Source organism: Sulfurospirillum deleyianum DSM 6946 (assembly GCF_000024885.1).
Taxonomy (GTDB): Bacteria; Campylobacterota; Campylobacteria; order Campylobacterales; family Sulfurospirillaceae; genus Sulfurospirillum; species Sulfurospirillum deleyianum.
Map to the genome: position 1 here is coordinate 211,527 of NC_013512.1, position 19,443 is coordinate 230,969.

General features: G+C 36.8%; 22 protein-coding genes. 15 read left to right on the top strand and 7 right to left on the bottom strand.

Features of this window, described 5'->3' with window-relative positions:
* Positions 1-12 precede the first annotated feature (12 nt).
* The 5 genes from ndk to SDEL_RS01175 are packed head-to-tail and all read left to right on the top strand — an operon-like array spanning position 13 to position 2,950.
* A complete protein-coding gene (gene ndk, locus SDEL_RS01155; RefSeq protein ID WP_012856029.1) occupies positions 13-426 on the top strand; it encodes a nucleoside-diphosphate kinase in 414 nt (137 codons plus the stop codon).
* 5 nt (positions 427-431) lie between these two features.
* The gene (locus SDEL_RS01160) at positions 432-800 is read left to right on the top strand and encodes a DUF177 domain-containing protein (RefSeq protein ID WP_012856030.1); all 369 of its coding nucleotides are present in this window, start codon (positions 432-434) and stop codon (positions 798-800) included.
* A 1-nt stretch (position 801) separates the two neighbouring features.
* Positions 802-954 (top strand): 50S ribosomal protein L32, encoded by a 153-nt coding sequence (gene rpmF, locus SDEL_RS01165; protein ID WP_012856031.1) that lies wholly within the window; start codon positions 802-804, stop codon positions 952-954.
* Position 955: 1 nt separating this feature from the next.
* Complete coding sequence (gene plsX, locus SDEL_RS01170) at positions 956-1,948, top strand: phosphate acyltransferase PlsX (RefSeq protein ID WP_012856032.1); 993 nt, start codon at positions 956-958, stop codon at positions 1,946-1,948.
* Positions 1,949-1,957: 9 nt separating this feature from the next.
* Positions 1,958-2,950, top strand: a complete 993-nt coding sequence (locus SDEL_RS01175; RefSeq protein WP_012856033.1) for a beta-ketoacyl-ACP synthase III — start codon at positions 1,958-1,960, stop codon at positions 2,948-2,950.
* A gap of 54 nt (positions 2,951-3,004) precedes the next feature.
* Here SDEL_RS01175 and SDEL_RS01180 read toward each other — a convergent pair whose 3' ends face one another.
* Positions 3,005-3,832, bottom strand: a complete 828-nt coding sequence (locus SDEL_RS01180; protein WP_012856034.1) for a prephenate dehydrogenase — start codon at positions 3,830-3,832, stop codon at positions 3,005-3,007.
* A 131-nt stretch (positions 3,833-3,963) separates the two neighbouring features.
* Here SDEL_RS01180 and bamA point away from each other — a divergent pair, with 131 nt between their 5' ends.
* Complete coding sequence (gene bamA / locus SDEL_RS01185) at positions 3,964-6,201, top strand: outer membrane protein assembly factor BamA (protein ID WP_012856035.1); 2,238 nt, start codon at positions 3,964-3,966, stop codon at positions 6,199-6,201.
* Between the two features lie 52 nt (positions 6,202-6,253).
* On the opposite strand, the gene SDEL_RS01190 is transcribed toward bamA, so the two are convergent.
* From SDEL_RS01190 to plsY, 6 genes are all read right to left on the bottom strand, one after another.
* Positions 6,254-7,720: a Ppx/GppA phosphatase family protein gene (locus SDEL_RS01190; protein WP_012856036.1), complete on the bottom strand. Its 1,467-nt coding sequence runs from the start codon at positions 7,718-7,720 to the stop codon at positions 6,254-6,256.
* Positions 7,720-7,971 (bottom strand): YfhL family 4Fe-4S dicluster ferredoxin, encoded by a 252-nt coding sequence (locus SDEL_RS01195; RefSeq protein WP_012856037.1) that lies wholly within the window; start codon positions 7,969-7,971, stop codon positions 7,720-7,722. Before SDEL_RS01195 ends, SDEL_RS01190 begins: the two co-directional genes overlap by 1 nt.
* A 67-nt stretch (positions 7,972-8,038) precedes the next feature.
* Positions 8,039-9,349 (bottom strand): sensor histidine kinase, encoded by a 1,311-nt coding sequence (locus SDEL_RS01200; protein WP_012856038.1) that lies wholly within the window; start codon positions 9,347-9,349, stop codon positions 8,039-8,041.
* Positions 9,328-9,999, bottom strand: a complete 672-nt coding sequence (hsrA, locus tag SDEL_RS01205; protein ID WP_012856039.1) for a homeostatic response regulator transcription factor HsrA — start codon at positions 9,997-9,999, stop codon at positions 9,328-9,330. The genes SDEL_RS01200 and hsrA overlap by 22 nt, the downstream gene beginning before the upstream one ends.
* Positions 10,000-10,078: 79 nt before the next feature.
* Positions 10,079-10,414 carry a FolB domain-containing protein gene (locus SDEL_RS01210; RefSeq protein WP_012856040.1) on the bottom strand — a complete coding sequence of 112 codons (336 nt, stop codon included), beginning with the start codon at positions 10,412-10,414 and terminating at the stop codon, positions 10,079-10,081.
* A 3-nt stretch (positions 10,415-10,417) separates the two neighbouring features.
* Positions 10,418-11,044 (bottom strand): glycerol-3-phosphate 1-O-acyltransferase PlsY, encoded by a 627-nt coding sequence (gene plsY, locus SDEL_RS01215; protein ID WP_012856041.1) that lies wholly within the window; start codon positions 11,042-11,044, stop codon positions 10,418-10,420.
* A 114-nt stretch (positions 11,045-11,158) separates the two neighbouring features.
* On the opposite strand from plsY, the gene nadA reads away from it, so the two are divergent.
* The 9 genes from nadA (at position 11,159) to thrB (ending at position 19,249) form a co-directional block, all read left to right on the top strand.
* The gene (nadA, locus tag SDEL_RS01220; protein WP_041666401.1) at positions 11,159-12,136 is read left to right on the top strand and encodes a quinolinate synthase NadA; all 978 of its coding nucleotides are present in this window, start codon (positions 11,159-11,161) and stop codon (positions 12,134-12,136) included.
* Positions 12,133-12,963 (top strand): carboxylating nicotinate-nucleotide diphosphorylase, encoded by an 831-nt coding sequence (nadC, locus tag SDEL_RS01225; RefSeq protein WP_012856043.1) that lies wholly within the window; start codon positions 12,133-12,135, stop codon positions 12,961-12,963. The genes nadA and nadC overlap by 4 nt, the downstream gene beginning before the upstream one ends.
* 17 nt (positions 12,964-12,980) lie before the next feature.
* Positions 12,981-14,042, top strand: coding sequence for a flagellar biosynthesis protein FlhB (flhB, locus tag SDEL_RS01230; protein WP_012856044.1), 1,062 nt, complete (start codon positions 12,981-12,983; stop codon positions 14,040-14,042).
* 69 nt (positions 14,043-14,111) lie between these two features.
* A complete protein-coding gene (locus tag SDEL_RS01235; protein WP_012856045.1) occupies positions 14,112-15,056 on the top strand; it encodes a DHH family phosphoesterase in 945 nt (314 codons plus the stop codon).
* Complete coding sequence (pgp6, locus tag SDEL_RS01240) at positions 15,053-16,423, top strand: peptidoglycan metallopeptidase Pgp6 (RefSeq protein ID WP_012856046.1); 1,371 nt, start codon at positions 15,053-15,055, stop codon at positions 16,421-16,423. The genes SDEL_RS01235 and pgp6 overlap by 4 nt, the downstream gene beginning before the upstream one ends.
* A complete protein-coding gene (gene minC, locus SDEL_RS01245; protein WP_012856047.1) occupies positions 16,420-17,019 on the top strand; it encodes a septum site-determining protein MinC in 600 nt (199 codons plus the stop codon). Before pgp6 ends, minC begins: the two co-directional genes overlap by 4 nt.
* The gene (lpxC, locus tag SDEL_RS01250) at positions 17,016-17,900 is read left to right on the top strand and encodes a UDP-3-O-acyl-N-acetylglucosamine deacetylase (RefSeq protein ID WP_012856048.1); all 885 of its coding nucleotides are present in this window, start codon (positions 17,016-17,018) and stop codon (positions 17,898-17,900) included. Before minC ends, lpxC begins: the two co-directional genes overlap by 4 nt.
* Before the next feature lie 89 nt (positions 17,901-17,989).
* Entirely contained in the window at positions 17,990-18,355 is a 366-nt protein-coding gene (locus tag SDEL_RS01255) for a hypothetical protein (protein WP_223295825.1), read from the top strand.
* A 9-nt stretch (positions 18,356-18,364) separates the two neighbouring features.
* Positions 18,365-19,249: a homoserine kinase gene (gene thrB, locus SDEL_RS01260; RefSeq protein WP_012856050.1), complete on the top strand. Its 885-nt coding sequence runs from the start codon at positions 18,365-18,367 to the stop codon at positions 19,247-19,249.
* The last annotated feature ends 194 nt before the right edge of the window (positions 19,250-19,443 follow it).

Here is a 19,443-nt window from a genome sequence, read left to right on the forward strand (position 1 = left end):
TAGGAGAAGATTGTGGAGAGCACATTATCCATTATCAAGCCAGATGCAGTCGCTAAAAATGTTATTGGTAAAATTGTTGACAGATTTGAATCAAATGGTTTAAGAATTGCTGCAATGAAAAAAGTACAACTTAGCCAAGCAGATGCAGAAGCGTTTTATGCAGTACATGCGAGTAGACCTTTCTTTGGTGATTTGGTTAAATTTATGATCAGTGGTCCAGTTGTTATTATGGTTTTAGAAGGCGAAAATGCTGTTCTTAAAAACCGTGATCTTATGGGTGCAACTAATCCTAAAGAAGCAGCAAAAGGTACAATCAGAGCAGATTTTGCAGAGAGTATTGATGCGAACGCTGTTCATGGCAGTGACAGTTTAGAAAATGCAAAAATTGAGATTAATTTCTTTTTTGCACAAAGAGAGATTAACTAATTCCGATGCAAATTGAATTCAAAAAAATCTCCTTAAACGGGGTTCATTTTGAAACATCTTTGGATGAAATTAGATTTTCTGGAGAAGCTATTAAAAGTGGTCATTCACTCGTAAAATGCACAGGTGTTATGGAGGGAACTCTTGCACATGTATGTGATCGTTGTGGTGAGGCTTTTAATATAGCAGTCAATGAGCGTGTTGAAGTTTTTGCTAGTGAAGGTCTTTATCAAGATCAAGAAGGTGAAGAACTTTTAAATGTGATAGAATTTTTTGATGGTTCGATTGATTTAACAGAGATGTTACAAAGTGAGATTGAAGCTTTCAAAAGTGACTACCACTATTGTGGACAATGTGAACAATTAAAAGGAGAATAAAATGGCAGTACCTAAGAGACGTGTAAGCAAAACAAGAGCTGCAAAAAGAAGAACTCACTACAAAGTGACACTTCCTATGCCTGTAAAAGATAGTGATGGCACATGGAAAATGCCTCATAGAGTGAACAAAACAACAGGCGAATATAAAAACTAAGATGCTAACAATAGCAGTTGATGCGATGGGCGGAGACTTCGGTCCCGCTCCCATTGTTGAAGGAACCCTTCATGCGCTCAAAGAGCGTGAGTTCAAAGCACTTCTTGTCGGGAACGTATCTGTTCTTAAACCTCTTATTCCATCTGAATATTTAGATCGAGTCTCTTTTATTGAATCAACCGATGTCCTAGATATGCATGAAGCAGCAACCAATGCGCTTAAGCGAAAAGAGACGTCGATTTATAAAGCTGTTGATTTAGTAAAAGATAATGTTGCTGATGCTGTGGTTTCTATGGGGCATAGTGGTGCAACCATGAGCTTGGCAACGCTTCGAATAGGAAGACTCAAAGGTGTTTTACGTCCAGCTATAGCAACCATTATGCCAACAGCCGTAAACGGAAAAGTGAGCCTTGTATTAGACGTAGGTGCTAATGTGGATTGTAAAGCTGAGCATTTGGCACAGTTTGCTGTTATGGGCGAAGCTTATGTCAAAGATATTCTAAAAGTGGCTCATCCAAAAGTTGGACTTCTCTCTAACGGAGAAGAAGAAAGCAAAGGAAATGAGATTACGAAAGAGGCTTTTTTACTTTTAAAACAACTCAAAAGCTTTGTAGGTAATGTTGAAGGTAATAATATTTTTGATGGTTCAGTTGATGTCATTGTGTGTGATGGATTTGTCGGTAATATTTTGCTGAAAACCAGTGAAGGTGTGGCAGATTCTATTACGAAAATCATCAAACAAAATGTAAGACGTTCACCCTTAGCCATTGCAGGTGCAGTTTTAATGCGTAAGGTATTTACAGTCCTTAAAAAGCAGGTGGATTATGCTGAATACGGTGGTGCTCCACTGATTGGTATTAATGGCTGTGCGATTATTGGTCATGGTAAAAGTAATGCTAAAGCCGTTAAAAATGCCATTTTTCAAGCAATTAATTTTTCAAGCTCTAACATCAATACAGACATTGAAAATAAACTTGCACAACTAGAGTTATAAAGGAAACATGTGTACGCATCTTTAAAATCCATTGGGGCTTATGCTCCTGAACGCATTTTAAATAATTTTCATCTCGAAGAAATGGTTGAAACCAGTGATGAATGGATTGAAAAACGTACAGGTATTAAAGAAAGACGCATTGCTTCAGAAGATGAGTCTACGAGTGATTTAGGTGTCAAAGCAGCAGAACAAGCGATAGAAAGAGCGGGCATTGCTAAAGAAGAGATTGATTTAATTATCTGTGCCACACTCTCCCCTGATTATTTGTGTATGCCTTCAACAGCGTGTGTGATTGCAGGAAAACTTGGCATACATAATGTCATGGCATTTGATATCAGTGCAGCATGTAGTGGATTTGTCTATATGCTTTCTATGGCAAAGGCTTTTATTGAGTCGGGAATGAAGAAAAATATTTTGCTTATTGGCGCTGAGAAAATTAGCAGTCTTGTTGATTATACGGATCGAGGAACGTGTATTTTATTTGGTGATGGTGCGGGGGCTGCGATTATTGGTCGAACGGAAGATAAAAATGAAGCCATTGTGGATATTCATGCATCCGCAGATGGACGTTATGGTGAACTTTTGATGACACCAGGATGTGGTTCAAAATATCCTTGTTCTCAAGAAACACTGGATAATAAACTTAATTTTATTAAAATGCAGGGAAATGATGTCTATAAAATCGCTGTGAAAACACTGACCAATGATGTGATTGATATTTTGGAAAAAAATAATGTACAAGTCTCTGATGTAGATCATTTTATTCCACATCAGGCAAACCTACGTATTATTGAGGCGGTACGTACCAAACTAGAATTTCCACTTGAAAAAACCGTACTGACTGTTGCCAAATATGGCAATACTTCCGCAGCTTCTATTCCGATGGCAATGAACGATGCTTATGAACAAGGGCGTATTAAAAAAGGTGATTTAATGCTTTTAGATACGTTTGGTGGCGGATTTACATGGGCAAGTGCTTTGGTGAGATTTGGTGGTCATTAAGCGTTAAAAGCTTACATGTAAACATAGCAAGGCATGTTTACATGTAAAGCATAATTATAAAATTTTGTGCAGTGTCGTCGCTTTACTCATCCACGATTCTAACCCTTCCCAATCTTCTTCTTCCATCATTTTCTTTGATTTATGCAACTCTTCTTCAAATATCTCAATGGATTTTAAAATATTTTGTTTGTTTTGTTTAAAAATGTTCGACCACATTTGTGGTGAACTCTTGGCAATCCTACTCATATCACGAAATCCTCCTGCTGCGAGCAATAATATACTCTTAGGGTCTTCTTGTCCCATAACGCTGTTGGCAAGTGCATAACTGAGCGCATGGGGAAGATGTGAGATAAAAGCAGCATGGGCATCATGGGAGTGTGGATCCATAAAGACAATTTTCATACCAATATGTGAGAAGATTTGAATAGCTCTATTTTTATGTAAATCACCACTTTGATCTGTATCGCATAGGACAACCACTTTATCATGATAGAGATTTTGAATGGCAGCACTAGGACCAAATTTTTCTGTACCTGTCATCGGATGTGCAGCAATGAAATTTTGTCGAATGTTATGGGGAACGGCATCAAGAATTTCTGCTTTCGTACTTCCTAAGTCAATAATCGTTGTTTTTTCTGAAACATCTTTGAGCTCTTGGAGTGCTTTAATAATCCCTCCAACAGGAATAGCTAGAAAGATAATATCGCAGGTTTTAATTTCATTAAATGAGACAATTTCATGGACAAGCCCCAATCTAAGAGCTTCTTCACAGTGGCTAAGGTTATGGTCAAACCCTACAATTTTTGAGACCAATTTTGTATTTTGAAGTGCTAATCCTAATGAGCCTCCCATTAACCCTAATCCCACAATTCCAACTATCATTTTGAATCCTTTTTTAGCCTGAAGATAAGCTCCAAAAAGCTGTAAATACCTTTAATGGGCGCTTAATTCTAGAGATGGTATTATATTTTAAAATATCTAAAAATTCTATTCTATCATTAGGGCTCAATAGTATGAAAAAAATAACTGCTCTGTCTCTCATTGTTGCAACATCTTTGTACGCAGTACCGTTGAAAAGTATTCAGTTTGATGGATTAATTCGTCTCTCTCCTGAGATGGCTTCTGAAATGATCGACATGAAAGCAGGTGATTCTGTTGATATGGAAAAGATCGATAAAGCCATTAAAACACTCTATAAACAAAACTATTTTGAAGATATCTGGATTGAAGATGGCGGTGAAGGTTCTTTGGTGGTGCACGTCAAAGAAAAACCTGTCATTGCTAAAGTGGATTTCACAGGAATTAGTGAAAATGATGTTGAAGAGATGCATAAAATCTCAGGTGTAAAAAAAGGTGAAGTGTATGATCCTGAAAGAGCAGAATCTGCTAAACAAAAAATCGTAAAATTTTATGAAGAAAAAGGGTATTTTGATACCGTGGTTGAAGTCAAAACAGCACCTTTAAATGAAAAGCTCTCAACGTCACTTGATTTTATCATTAACCGTGGTGAGAATGTTGTCATTAAAAATGTGGCATTGTGTGGATCAAAAGCCTTAGATTATGATGATGTAGAACCTACTATCGCCAATAAATCTGAAGAGTGGCTTCCTTGGATGTGGGGATTTAATGATGGTAAACTTAGATTGAATGATTTAGAACATGATTCTGCACGGATTAAAGATGCTTACATGCAAAAAGGGTATCTTGATTGTAAAGTGAGTCAGCCCTTCTTAAAAACGTATATGGACAGTTATACAGCTGATTTGGTTTACAGTGTCAGTGAGGGTGAACAGTATACGATAGGTGATATTGCGATTGAGATTCCAGAAGGATTTATTGATACGCAAGAGACGATAAAAGAGATGTTTTTACAAAATGGTAAAGTGTTTAACGTTGCAAAATTACGTAAGGATATGACCTTAATCGAAACAAAAGTAGCAGACCTCGGATACGCTTTTGTGAAAGTGATGCCTGATGTTAAAAGCGATAAAACAAAGCATGTCGCTAACATTACGTATCGCGTTCTCCCTGGAGATAAGGTTTATATCAATAGTGTACGTATTGCTGGAAATAGCCGAACGATTGATAGAGTGGTACGACGTGAAATTTATTTGGCTGATGGTGAACTCTACCGCAGAACAGATGTCACAGATACCAAAAGTGCGTTAAAACGAACGGGTTATTTTGAAGATGTTGAGATTAAAGAAGAGCGTTTAAGTAAAAATTCGATGGATTTAGCTATCAACGTTAAAGAAGCTTCAACAGGTTCTATTGGTGGTGGTATTGGTTATGGCTCTTCTGATGGTCTTTTGTTAAGTGCGAATCTTTCTGATGGTAACATTTTTGGTTCAGGTCTTAGAGCGGGCATTGACGTTGAGCGAAGTGATAGTGAATTAAACGGTGGTATTTCACTCTCAAATCCTCGTTTATTTGACTCTGTGTATAGTCTCAGTGGTCGAATTTATGCCGCTGATAACGACTTTGATTACTACGATGAAGAGCGATACGGAATTAATGTGGTCTTAGGACGTAAAATCGCACGCCACTGGGGTGTGTCACTGGGATATATTATTGAGCAAAATAAGTTGTCTGAGCTTGATAGCGAGTTGACACCTTATAAAGACATATTATGGACAGATGAAACAACGATTAAAAGTTCTGTCGTTCCTGGTATCTCTTTTAATAACACAGATGATTATTATTTACCACGTAGCGGTATTTCAGCGAGTAGTACGCTGGAAATTGCAGGATTAGGTGGTGATGAAAAGTTTGCAAGCAGTGTTAATAAATTTGCTTACTATTATGGTTTACAAGATGTGATTGATTATGATTTGATTTTCCGTTATAAAGCACAATTTAAATACCTTGCTATTGATGATGCTGATGAAAAATACTCTTTTGGTGAGAAGTTTTATATGGGTGGTGTTCGAACCGTTCGTGGTTATGAATCCAACTCACTCTCTCCAAAAATCCCAGGGAAAGATGTACTTATTGGTGGTAATACCATGTTTGTCAACACCGTTGAATTTAGTTTCCCATTGGTTGAGAGACTTAAGATGCGTGGAGCGCTCTTTTTTGATTATGGTATGATCGGGGAAGATGACCTTAATATTAAGCGTGGTGGTACAGGTGTTGCCCTTGAATGGATTTCACCACTTGGACCGATTGGTTTGATTTTTGCACAACCTGTGATGGATAAAAGTGGCGATGAGAAGGCGTCATTTGAATTTACTATTGGTCAAAAGTTTTAATCTCTTAGGGAAGAAGAAATCGCTCTTCTTCCCTTTACCTCACTTTTTGATACTACTTAATAATAATCGCAAATGATGCAGGTTTTACCATCTGTTTAATATGTTCTCTTGCAAGAAATAACTTCTTATCTGTTTCAATAGTTAATGTGTGATTTTGGTACTGAAAAGCTATTTTCTCTTGGCTCATATCGTGGTTGAGTGTTTTGGCAAGGGATAGTAAAAAGCTAAGCCAATTAAGTGTTTTAAGTTCTGGGAGAACGGTTTTATAGGGTGCAATTTCTTCTTCAAGAGGAAGTTTATTACTTTGGTATTTAATAAGTGTTGCAATCAAAATCTTTTGTTGGTGTGAAAAACCATAGTTAAGATTATTGAGTACAAAGTAAAAGCTATGGAGATTATTTTGATAAAATCCAAGTTTAATACCAATATTACAGAGTTCACACGCTATACCTAACTCATATTTGTAAGTTTCCATCATGTTATGTAAAGGTTGCAAGACGTCAAAAAGCGATAAAGCAACACGTTTGATTGAAAGATTTTCTTTTTCCGTTAGAGAAAAACGATCTTTGAGACTTCTAAGACTTAGCTTGAAATTAGAGGGAAATTTATGATGGTTTGTACGCAATAAATCACAGAGATAGACGCCTTCTCGAATTCCTGCACCACTGGTAATGATAGTATTTGCCATAAATTTTTTAGCAATGGATTGAAAAATAATACATCCTTCTCGCATCGTATCATAACGGTCTTTTCGAACACCCAATGCTTTCAATCCTAAAACATCCGCATTCACAATCGCATCAATGAAAGGCCTATGATCCTCTAAGGCATATTCAAAACCATGGACTGTTTTAAGAGGGTAATTCGTTCTCTCCATAATGATTTTCGAGAGGGAACGCAGTGTCCCACCTATGCCAATGATGGTTTTACATGTAAACCGCTCAGGGATTTTTTCCAGCAAAGTGTCAATAAAGAGTCGAATACTGTTTAGGGGAGCTTTTTTATCAAAAAAGAGTTCTTTCAGTCGTACTGTTCCTATATTCAGAGAAAAGGTATCGACAACAATACCATTTTCGATTTTAGCAAGTTCTGTTGAACCACCGCCAATGTCAATGGTAACGGCTTCATCAAGTTCTCTTAGATAATTTAACGCCCCAATCGCTCCATAATACGCCTCTTTTTTTCCATCAATAATTTTGATATTAAGTTGAAGATTTTGGCGAATTTGGTTTAAAAGAACAGAAGCGTTAGGTGCATCACGAAGCGCTGATGTGGCAATACAAAAGACTTTTTCACAGTGATAACTCTGAATGATGGCAGTAAACTCTTCTAATGTATTAAAGGCTCTTTTTAGTGCGGGTTCTTGTAGGACACCACCAAAGTTATACGCCCCTTCTCCAATTCGTACACGACCTTTTGTTTCGTTGATCAGATGGAAAGCAAAACGGCTACTTCTCTCAAAGATAGCCATTCTAGCAGAGTTGGAACCTATATCTATAATGGCCGTACGTTTAGACATTAATTATCGCTATTGAGCTGTTCGTATTTTAGTTTTAACTCTTCAACGCTCTCAATATTATCTGGATCAGGAATAATACATTCAACAGGACATACTGAAATACATGCAGGTTCATCATAGTGTCCTACACATTCTGTACAGACGTCTGGATCAATAATATAAATAGGATCAGATTCTTCAATTGCTCCATTGGGACATTCATCGCGACAAGCATCGCACGCAATACACTCTTCCGTAATCATTAAAGACATACTTATTTTCCTTTGTTGAAGTCAAATTTATTGAGGAGTTTATACACTAAAAATACTTTAACGAAATTTAAAGAGCGTGTTTTTTTGATGGCAGAAAGAGGGTTGCAATAGTTCCTTGCGCATCTTCTCTATTTTTTAACGTGATTTTAGCCCCCAAAGCATCGGCAGCATTTTTTGCAAGAAAGAGTCCTAGCCCTGCACCTGTTTGATTTCCATAGCGTTTAAAGGGAGCAAAAAGGTCTTTGCTTTCATCAATCCCACTACCCTCGTCAATAACATAAATAAAAAAGCCTTCTGCATCTAAATGGGCTTGAACGGTTATTTTGCCATATTTAGGAGTAAATTTTATAGCATTTTGAACAAAATTTTGTAAAATATGTACCAATAATGTAGGTTGTGTTGTCAGTTTATAATGTTTCGGTGCGACTCGTGCTATCAGCTCTTTTTCTTCCATTTTAGCTAGGATTGTATAGTTATTGATTTGTTCTTTAAGGAAAGTAATCAGGTCAATTTCGATGGGTTTTTCAAATTGTGCACCTTCTTGGCGACCAATTTCTAAAATATTTCCAATCATTTTATTCATATCATTAATGGTCTGGTTATTACTTTTAAGGGTTTCAATATATTTTTCAGCCTCTCTGAGTTTTAAAAGAGTGACTTCATTTTTCGTTTTCATCACCGCTAAAGGCGTTTTTAATTCATGGGCTGCTCCAATGAAAAGCTCTTTTTGGGAGTTTACGAAGATTTGAATACGTTCTACGAGCTTATTAATGCTAGACCCAAGTGGCAAAAATTCTGCTGGAAGGGTTTTTGTATCAATCATTTGAAGAAAATTTTCGTTCATATTGGCTAGTTTATTGGTAAGAGAACGGATGGGAAGGACAAGCATACGGGATAAAAAAAGGGCATAAAAGAGAATTAAAAAAATAGCAGTTAAGTTAATAATAAGAACATTGGTAAAAATTTTATCGAGCAAAATGTCCGTGTTAGAGATGTTTTTTGTAATTGAGACAAAATGATGAGGACGTTTTTCAAGGGGATAAAAAATAGTTAGAAATTTTTGATGATTTTTTTCACTATGTTCAAAAGCAATGGTATTGCCTTGATTCACACGGATAGCTATGGTAACTTGTGTTTCGGATGGATGATTAATGGAGCTGAGTGAGGGATTAAAGATATTAATTCCCATGTGCTCAACAGAGCTTGTACGTGAGGATGCAATGACTTGAGCTTGTTTTGTTAGCTCATTCGTGATATCTTCAAAAATAGAAATCTTGATGTAATTATAGAGGATGACGGAGAAGATTACAATCAGTGTTGCCGAAGCAGACACTAATTGTAAGATAAAACTATCTCTTATACTTTTTTGGGAAAGCAAAATCTATAACCTCTTCGTCTTACTGTCTCAATGGTTGAGATTTCTAATGGTTTATCCATTTTTTGACGAATTTGGTTAATAGCAACTTCAATAACGTTTGGTGTAACCAGCTCTGGCTCTTCCCAGATAGCATCTAAGAGTTGTTCTTTAGAAACAATTTGATCACTGTGGCGTGCAAGGTGTGTTAAGACTTCAAACGGTTTACCTTTAAGCTCAATCTCTTGACCTTTGTAGGTGATTTTTTCTTCATCTGGATCAATGGTTAAATCGTCAATTTTAATGACGTTCGTACCACCAAAACGAAGGCGTGCTTCGATACGTGCGACTAAAATATCAAAATCGAATGGTTTTCGAATATAATCATCCGCACCTGCTTTGAGCGCTTTGATTTCACTCTCTTTGTCATCTTTTGCAGAGATAATGACCGCAGCAGTTCGAGGTGATTTTTGTTTAATGAGGTTGATAAGATCAACGCCATCACCATCTGGAAGCATCCAATCGGTTAAAACGAGGTCATAATTACGAATACCAATGTAGTATTCTGCATCTTTATAGTTCTCTGAGCTGTCTGTTTGGTACCCAAACTCTTGTAAGCCTTCTGCGATGGTTTTATTGAGGGTTACTTCGTCTTCTACGATTAAAATTCGCATTATAAATTCCTTAGTTGCTAAAATTTAAACGGGATTATATCACAATTTTAGCTAGATTTAAAGTTTTTTTAATTAAATTTTAATTTTTCTCGTAATTTGTTTTATGCGATACCCCAACTAAGGCATTTGAAAGAATAGTGGGTTTTACAATTTTGAGGGTCAATTTAGAAATTTGAGGATAGCTCGTTTTTAATTTTTTGGATAAATCATTTAAAGCATCTTCAAGAAGCCCATAGCGCATTTCATTCATGTGAGCTTCTAAAAAGGAGGCGACATCTGCATAATTAATAAAAGAATTTTCTCTATAATCATAATCCATCTTTACATGTAACACTACTTTTTGAGGGGTATACCGTTCTTCTTCAAGAATACCAATGATGGTCTCAAACGTTAAGTTTTTAATATCAATCTGCATAGCTTAGATAACTTTGGTTTCTTGACCTTGAAAAAGTCGGATAATGTTGGGAACATGTTTATAAACAATCACAAAAGCGATAATCCATAAAGGTGCATGGGTGTGAATGCCTTCTAAATCATAATGAATAATGTACGAAGAAGAGAGCAGAGCACACAGTGCCAAGAGTGAGGAGAGTGAAGAGATTTTAAGAACTTTGCCCACAATAAACCATGTGAAAAAAGCAATAAGTGTTTCAATGGGAAGCATGACTAAAAGAACACCTGCTCCTGTGGCGACACCTTTGCCACCTTCAAATTTTAAGTACGGACTGTAACAATGTCCCACAATGGCAAAAATAGCGATTGCCCAAAGCGTTGCTATCTCAAGATGTAATATTTTGGCTAGAAGTAGGACAGCAATTCCTTTAAAGGCGTCACAAATAACAGTTAAAATAGCCAATTTTTTTGCTAATTTTGGGTTGGTTTCTTTGAGGACACGTAAAACATTGGTCGCACCAATGCTTCCACTTCCAGCTTCTCTGATATCTTTTCCTGTAAAGAGTTTTGCAAAAAGTAATCCACAAGGAATACCTCCGATAAGATAAGCCAAAATATAAAATTGAACGTTGATATTAAAGAGAAATTCCACACGCTATCCTTGATTGAAATGCCCGTAGTATAGCAATAATTTTGTTATTATTTCTTTAACGCTATAATAACTTTTTTCGATACATACAAAGGATTTGAGGTGAATAATCAAACCATGAAAGAAGAGATTTTAAAGCTTAAAGAAGCGTTACATGTAAGTATTGTTGCACACTTTTATCAAAAAGATGAGGTGTTTGAATTAGCTGATTATGTGGGAGATTCCTTACAACTTGCGCAGTGGGCAGCCAAAGATGCCAATCCGTATTTAATTTTTTGTGGCGTAGGATTTATGGGGCAGAGTGTGAAAATTTTAGCGCCCGAAAAACGGGTTATGATGCCAAAAATTGCCTGTTGTGCGATGGCAAGAATGATTGATGTGGAGTATTTTGACCAAAATGTGGCACTTTTGGAACAATCAGGCATTGCAAAAGAAGCTATTTTACCTGTGACCTACATCAACTCTTCGGCTGAAGTGAAGGCTGCTGTGGGAAAAATGGGTGGCTATGTCTGTACCAGCGCTAATGCAAAGAAAATTATTACCAAAGCGTTAGAGAGTGGGAAGAAGATTTTATTTGTACCAGATCGTTGTTTGGGACAAAATATCGCCAAAGAGATGGGGTTGAAATCGTGTGTTGTGGGCGATGGAAGTGATCCTAAAGAGGCTGCTATTATCTGTTACAATGGCTTTTGTTCCGTGCATCAACTTTTTGATGTGGAAGATATCGCTTTTTATCGTGCCAAATATCCTGATATTTTAATTGCCACACATCCTGAATGCAAACCTGAAGTGTGTGAACAGTCTGATTTTGTGGGCTCTACCAGTCAGATTATCGCTTACGTTAAACAACTTCCCTTAGAGCAAAAAGTAGCGATTGGTACTGAGTATAATATGATTCAGCGATTGCGTAAAGAGAACACGTATGTACTCTCTTCCACCAAGCCTGAGTGCCCAACGATGAATGAAACCACGCTTCAAGACGTCTATCACACACTTCTTAGCATTCAAAAAGGACGTTTTGAAAATGAGATGCACATTTCTGAAGAGACACGAAAATGGGCTTATGAAGCACTCAATAGGATGTTTGAACTATGATAAAAGATTTTGTTCAAAAAGCGCTTGAAGAGGATGTGGGTCGAGGTGATTTGTTTGATTTAGTGGGCAAAAATAGTTTAGCGAGTGCTAAGATTATTTGCAAGGATGAAGGTGTTTTTGCGGGTAAAGCGTATGTCCAAGCGTTGTGTAAAATGAATTACCTAGAAATTGTTTTTCATGTCAATGATGGGGAGCGTGTGCATAAAGCAGATGTGATTGCGTGCGTTGAAGGTGAGTCAAAAGCGATGTTACGGTGTGAGAGAACACTCTTAAATATGATGCAACATGCCAGTGGCATAGCTACGAATGTGGCAGCGTATAAAAACGTTTTAGAAGGATATGCTCTTAAATTATTAGATACACGAAAAACCAGACCTCATTTGCGTGTGTTTGAAAAATATGCGATTCGTTGTGGCGGTGGAAATAACCATCGTATGGGATTGGATGATTGTTTGATGATTAAAGATACGCATTTGCAAACCATCGATGATTTAAGAGAATTTATGCAAGAAGCACGCGCAAAAATTCCTTTTACATGTAAAGTGGAAATTGAGTGTGAAGATGTTGCCTTTGCGCAGTTTGCAATGCAGTGTGGTGCGGATATTATCATGTGTGATAACATGTCTCATGAGGATATTCAGCGTGTTGTTGCGTATAGAAATAGCCATTTTAAACATGTTCTTTTGGAAGCCAGTGGAAATATTACGCAAGAAAATCTCTTAGCTTATGCCAAAACAGGCGTGGATGCGATTAGCAGTGGCAGTTTGATTCATCAAGCGAGATGGCTTGATTTTTCAATGAAAATTACCCATAAAACGCTTCTATAATTTAGGAAACCGTATCTGTGGCAGATGATCAAGAAAAGACCGAAGAAGCCACCTCCAAAAAGATAGAGGATGCCAGAAAAGAGGGGAATGTTCCTAAAAGCCAAGATATGAGCGCTTTTGTGACATTGGTTGTTGCCTTAGGCGCTTTTTTGGCATGGCTCTCTTTTATTGAATCACGCATTATTTACCTGTACCACTATTATCAATCGCTTATTGGAACAGAAATCACTAAAGAAGTGACGTTTCAAATTTCATTGATTTCATTGCGAGAAGTTGTTTTCATGGTGATCCCTTTGGCTTTAGCCGTAGCGATTGCTGGTATTTTAGCCAATGTTATGCAAACGGGATTTTTATTTACAACCAAACCTTTGATGCCTAATTTTGGTAAATTAGACCCCATCAAAGGATTTAAAAATCTTTTTTCACTGAAAAAATTGATAGAAACGGTTAAAACACTTTTAAAAGTCAGTGTTGTGATGGGAATTTCTTATTTTTTCTTGTGGTCGTTTACAAAAGAGTTGCCAACGGTCATCTATTTTCCTCTTCCTGACCAAATGGCATGGCTTAAAGAAAAAATGCTGATTTTAGCAGCTGTTATTTTAATCATTTTGTTGGTTTTGGCCTTAGCTGACTTAATGCTCGTACGCTTTAACTACTTTAAAGAGTTACGTATGAGTAAACAAGAGGTGAAAGACGAATATAAACAGATGGAAGGTGATCCTAAAATTAAAGCAAAAATTCGTCAAATACAGATGCAAATGACACGTAAGCGTATGATGCAAGAGATACCTGGTGCGGATGTAGTGATTACCAATCCCACCCATTATGCGGTGGCTATTCGTTACCATCAAGATAAAGAAGCTGCGCCAAAAGTGATCGCTAAGGGGACAGATTTGGTTGCACTACGTATCAAAGAAATTGCCTTGAACCATCATATTCAAATTGTTGAAAATCCTCCCTTAGCCAGAGAGCTTTATAAAAAATGCAATATAGGTGAACTGATTCCTGAAAACTTGTATAAAGCTGTTGCCGAAGTTTTAGCTTTTGTCTATAAAAGCTCCAAAAAGTCCTACCCTTAATCAACCCCTCTCAATAACTTTTCAGGAAAAATTAAGTATAATCGTTTTTTTAAAGAAAGCGGGGACTGCATGTATCAACAGGCATGGAAACGGATGTTAGAAGCCGAGCACAGTGTGATTGTTTCGCATGTTCATCCTGATGGAGATACGCTAGGCAGTGCTTTGGCACTTTATGACGCCTTAGTGCGTGCTGGTAAAAAAGTAACCTTATACAACGTATCCAAAGAGCTTCCTGCATGTTATGACTTTTTACCTGGTTTTTCGAAAATCAAACATGAATTACCTAAGGCATTTGATTTGGTGATCAGTTGTGATTGTGCAACATTTGAACGATTAAAAATTCCTCATGGGGAGTATGAAATTGTCAATATTGATCATCATGTGACCAATCGCTATTTTGGTAAGATTAATGTGGTTATTGATCATTTTAGTAGTGCTGGGATGGTCGTATATGAGCTTTTAAAAGCCAATGCCGTTACGTTAACTCCTGCATGTGCCATATGTCTTTATACGGCTATTGCGGATGATACAGGTTTTTTTCTGTATGGTGATATGGACGAATTGACATTTGCGATTGTTTCACAATTAGTCAAGTGTGGAGCTAACCCAAAGGAGATTGCCTCTAAGGTTAAACGAAGAGAACCTCTTTCCAAAATACGTTTGTATGGGTATATGCTCAACCATTTTGACTTGCACGAGAATGGTACGGTTGCTACGATTATTTTTGACAAAGCAACCCTAGAAGCCACAGGCGCAAAACGACACGATACAAAAAATATTGTCAATATGCTTCGTAGCATTGCACATGTTACGATAGCCATTATGATTTTAGAAGAAAAAGAGGGTGGATACAAAGTTTCATTGCGTAGCAAGGATCTTAATGTTGCCAAAATTGCGTTAGAGTATCAAGGTGGTGGTCACAAAACAGCCGCTGGATTTGAGGTATCAGGATATGATCCTAAGATACTTCGAGATGAAATTGTAGAAAAGATAAAAAGGATTCAAAGAGTATGAAACGAAAAGGACAAGCTTCTATTGCAGCGTTGGTTTTAGGTCTTATGTTTTTAATCGGTGTCGGTGGAGTGGTTTATATGTTTACTTCAGATACTTTTGAGAGAGAGGCTCCTCAAATTGCTTTGGCTAAAGAGATTGAGTGGAATTTAAAAGAGCCTTTAAAAATTCAAGTTGGTGATACAAGTGGTATTTCATTTGTTGAAGCCGCTTTGTTTGATGGGGAAAAAAGTGTTGTAGTGGATACCAAAGAGTTTAAAGAGAAGCAACAGGTTGTAGATATCAATGTTAGTTTTCCTAAAATGGGACTTAACCCTAATCAAAAAGTGTTTGAATTGACGATTAAAGCGATTGATCAGAGTAAGTGGAATTTCTTTGCAGGCAATACGGCTGAGGTAAAGGCTGTGATTAAAGTAGATACCAAACGACCAGAAGTAAATATTATTAACAATTCATATAAAATTACTAAAGGAGGCGTTGCAACTGTCGTTTTTAGAGCATACGATGAGGCAATGAAATCTTTATATATCGAGACAAATTTTGGAAAGAAATTTTATCCCACACCATTTTATAAAGAGGGGTATTATGTCTCTTTTGTAGCATGGCCTACCGTGATTGAAAATTTTAGCGCTTCTATTGTCGCAGTCGATAGAGCAGGTAATATCAGCAGATTTAATATCCCTTATTTTTTACAAGATAAAAAATATAGAACATCTACTATTGCCTTACAAGATCGTTTTTTAGAGGGAAAAATTTCGGACTTGATTGCAGAAGTTGCTCCTGCACAATCCTCCCTTTCATCTTTAGAAAAATTTAAATATGTGAATGAAGATATGCGTAAAGGCAATGAAGAAGAAATTTTAAAAGCAACCTCTAATGTGCCTGTTGAAATCATTAAAGATTTTCGTTTGAAGCCTTTTTATCCTCTTAGAAATGGTCAGGTTGTAGCAAGTTTTGGAGATCATCGTTTTTATGAATACAATAAACAACCTGTGAGTGAATCTTTTCACTTAGGTCTTGATTTTGCGAGTAATGCACAAGCCCCTATGCAAACCTCTAACGACGGTATCGTTGTGTTCGCCCGTGAAAATGGCATTTATGGTAATAATATTATTATTGCGCATGGATTAGGTGTCTATTCATTGTATGGACACTGTTCGAGCTATATGGTGAAAGAAGGGGATAGTGTTAAAGCAGGAGAGACGATTGCTAAGACAGGCGTGACAGGGTTGGCTTTAGGAGATCACTTACACTTTGGTATGTATGTTCAAGGAGTGGATGTTAGACCTGAAGAGTGGATGGATGAAGTGTGGTTAAAAGAGAGTGTGTATAGCGTTATGGATGCTTCAAAGAAGATGATTGAACGATGAAAGTAACACAAAAAAACATACGAGTGTTTCATATTACGATTGATGATGAAGCACTTTTTTTAGAGTATTTTAGAAAAAATAGCCCTTTGCTAAGGGAATTCTTTTTGCTTATTGAAGGTACGATTACAAAAAATATTGCCTTTGTGTTGGAACAAAGCGGTGTATGTTATAAAGATATTAATCAATGTTCTATCCGTTTTGGAGGCATTAAAAAAGAGTCTTCGGTTTTAGATGAGACATCCCAAAAATCACCTCAGAATGAGGAAAAGAGCATAGCTTCTACCCTTGTACAAAAGCTTAAGCTTTTTGATCGTCCTATTCGTTCAGGTGAAGAGATTATTGAGAGTGTGCCTATTGTTATTTTTGGGCGTGTCAATAGTGGTGCTAAAGTTTTTTCTGAAGAGAGTATCAGTATTTATGGTATCATAGACGGATTAGTCCAATGTGATGGCGAGTATATTGTATTAAATGGTATTAGTCCAAGGGGTCACCTTATTTTTAATGGTGAAATTGTTGATAGAGATACCTTGAAACAAAACGTACTTCAAAAGATAGTGATGCGAGATAATGTAATTGAAATAAAGGAAATAGTGTGAAACAAACCACATTAGCAAAAGCGGTCAGTGGTATTGGGATAGGTTTACATAAGGGTGAACCTATTAAGATACGATTGGAACCTTTAGAAGCAAACAGTGGCATTGTTTTTTATCGAAGTGATGTTGGTTTGAGTGTTCAGGCATTGCCACAAAACGTTGTCAATACACAAATGGCGACGGTTATTGGTCATTCAAATTATGCCATTTCAACGATTGAACATCTCCTCTCTGCGGTGTATGCCTATGGCATTGATAATATACGTATTGTCGTTGATGGTGCGGAAGTTCCCGTAATGGATGGAAGTAGTGCGAGTTTTTGTATGATGTTAGATGAAGCAGGTATTCGCAAACTTGAGGCACCAAAGCGTTTATTGATTATTAAAAAAGAGGTAGAAGTCAGCGAAGGCAATAAATTTGTGCGTGTCACACCTAGTTTAAAGCCAACGTATCATTTTATGATTGATTTTAATCACCCTTCGATAGGAAAGCAAGAGTATAGCTTTGAGTTTAGTAAACGCCATTTTATTGAAGAGATAGCCAAAGCACGTACATTTGGTTTTTTAAAAGATGTACAAATGTTACGTTCTCGTGGACTTGCTTTAGGTGGTTCGTTAGATAATGCTGTGGTCATGGATGAAACAAAAATTTTAAATCCTGAGGGACTACGTTTTTCAAATGAGTTTGTACGCCATAAAATTTTAGATGCTATTGGTGATTTATCACTTTTAGGCGCTCCATTTTTAGGTGATTATAGTTCGCATGCGGGAAGCCATAATTTGAATCATGAGTTGACAAAAGCTATTTTACGAGATCCTAGCAATTATGAAATTAAAACATTAAGCACTGAAAAAACATATGATTTTGAGAGGGTCTACGCATAAAAAGAGTTGTTAATATTGTTGTTATTACACTAACTTCGCCTTTACATGTAGGCATTTATGAAAATAATCAACTGATAAAAAAATACAGTGTGGTAGAGCAGACCAGTGAAGCTTTACCCCTTTTGTTTCAAGAAATTTTAAATGAATATACGCCGAAGGGACTTTTTTTTGCAAGAGGTCCTGGAAGTTTTATGGCAATTAAAATTACCTATATTTTTTTAAAAACATTGAGTATTGCTTTGCATATTCCTCTTCGAGCATCTGATGGTTTTAGATTTAACGAGGGAAGACCCATTCGCGCAATGCGAAATCTCTATTTCATAAAAAGAGGTGAAACTATTAGCACAGAACGTTTTGACCACCCCGTAGATCAAATTTTTGACTTACCCCATACGCTCAATGAAACATATTTTAGTGAGAATGTGGAACCACTTTATATGTTACCAGCAGTTTAGGAGTTGTATTTGAATATTAAGATACCTGCAACCAGTGCCAATTTAGGACCAGGATTTGATTGTTTAGGTCTTGCTATCGCCCTCTATAATGAAGTGTGTATTAAACCCTCAACGTATCAAAGTATCTCTATTAAAGGTGAGGGAGAAGAAAACGTTAAATTGAAAAAAAATAATATTTTTGTCTCTATTTTTTATGATGTCTATCAAGAATTGGTAGGGAAAAAAGATTTTTTTCGTTTTGAGTTTTATAACGCTATTCCATTTTCCAGAGGTATGGGAAGTAGTTCAGCTGTTATTGTGGGTGCGATTGCTAGTGCCTATGAAATGGCAGGTATCAAGGTAAGTCGAGAAACGATTTTAAACAAAGCCATTCTTTATGAGACCCATCCTGATAATATTGCACCTGCAGTGTATGGTGGATTTACAAGCTCTGTTGTGGAAAACGGCAAAGTAAGAACATTGAAAAAAGAGCTTGACGCAACACTCAAGGCCGTGATGGTTATCCCCGATCGTCCAATGTCTACAGCACAATCAAGAACCCTATTGCCAAAATCGTATTTGATGAAAAATGTGGTTTATAATCTCTCTAGGTCTTCTTTATTAACAGCGGCATTTTTTAGTGAAAATTGGGATTACTTACGCGTAGCATCCCGTGATTGTATGCATGAAAATCGTCGTATGAGACAGATGAAAGAGTTGTTTGATGTACGTGATATGGCTCTTAAAAATGGCGCATTAATGAGTACGCTCTCAGGAAGTGGTTCTTCGTTTTTTAATTTGGTTCTTGATGAAAATGTTGATAGAGTAGCAATGGCGTTAAAGAGCCATTTTGAAATGTTTAGAGTTGAAATCTTTGACTTAGATAATCATGGATTTCAAATTTTAAAAAGCTGAAAAACAGCTAAATTTTGATATAATCAGGCGCAAAAATGAGTCAACCAATACGAATGTGCATTGTTTGTAGGCAAAGGGCTTTGCAAGAAAGCTTACAACGATGGCAGATAATCAATGGAGAACTCATACCTTTTTCTAAAACAGGAAGAAGTTTTTATATCTGCAAGGCATGTATGACAAACAATGAAAAGAAA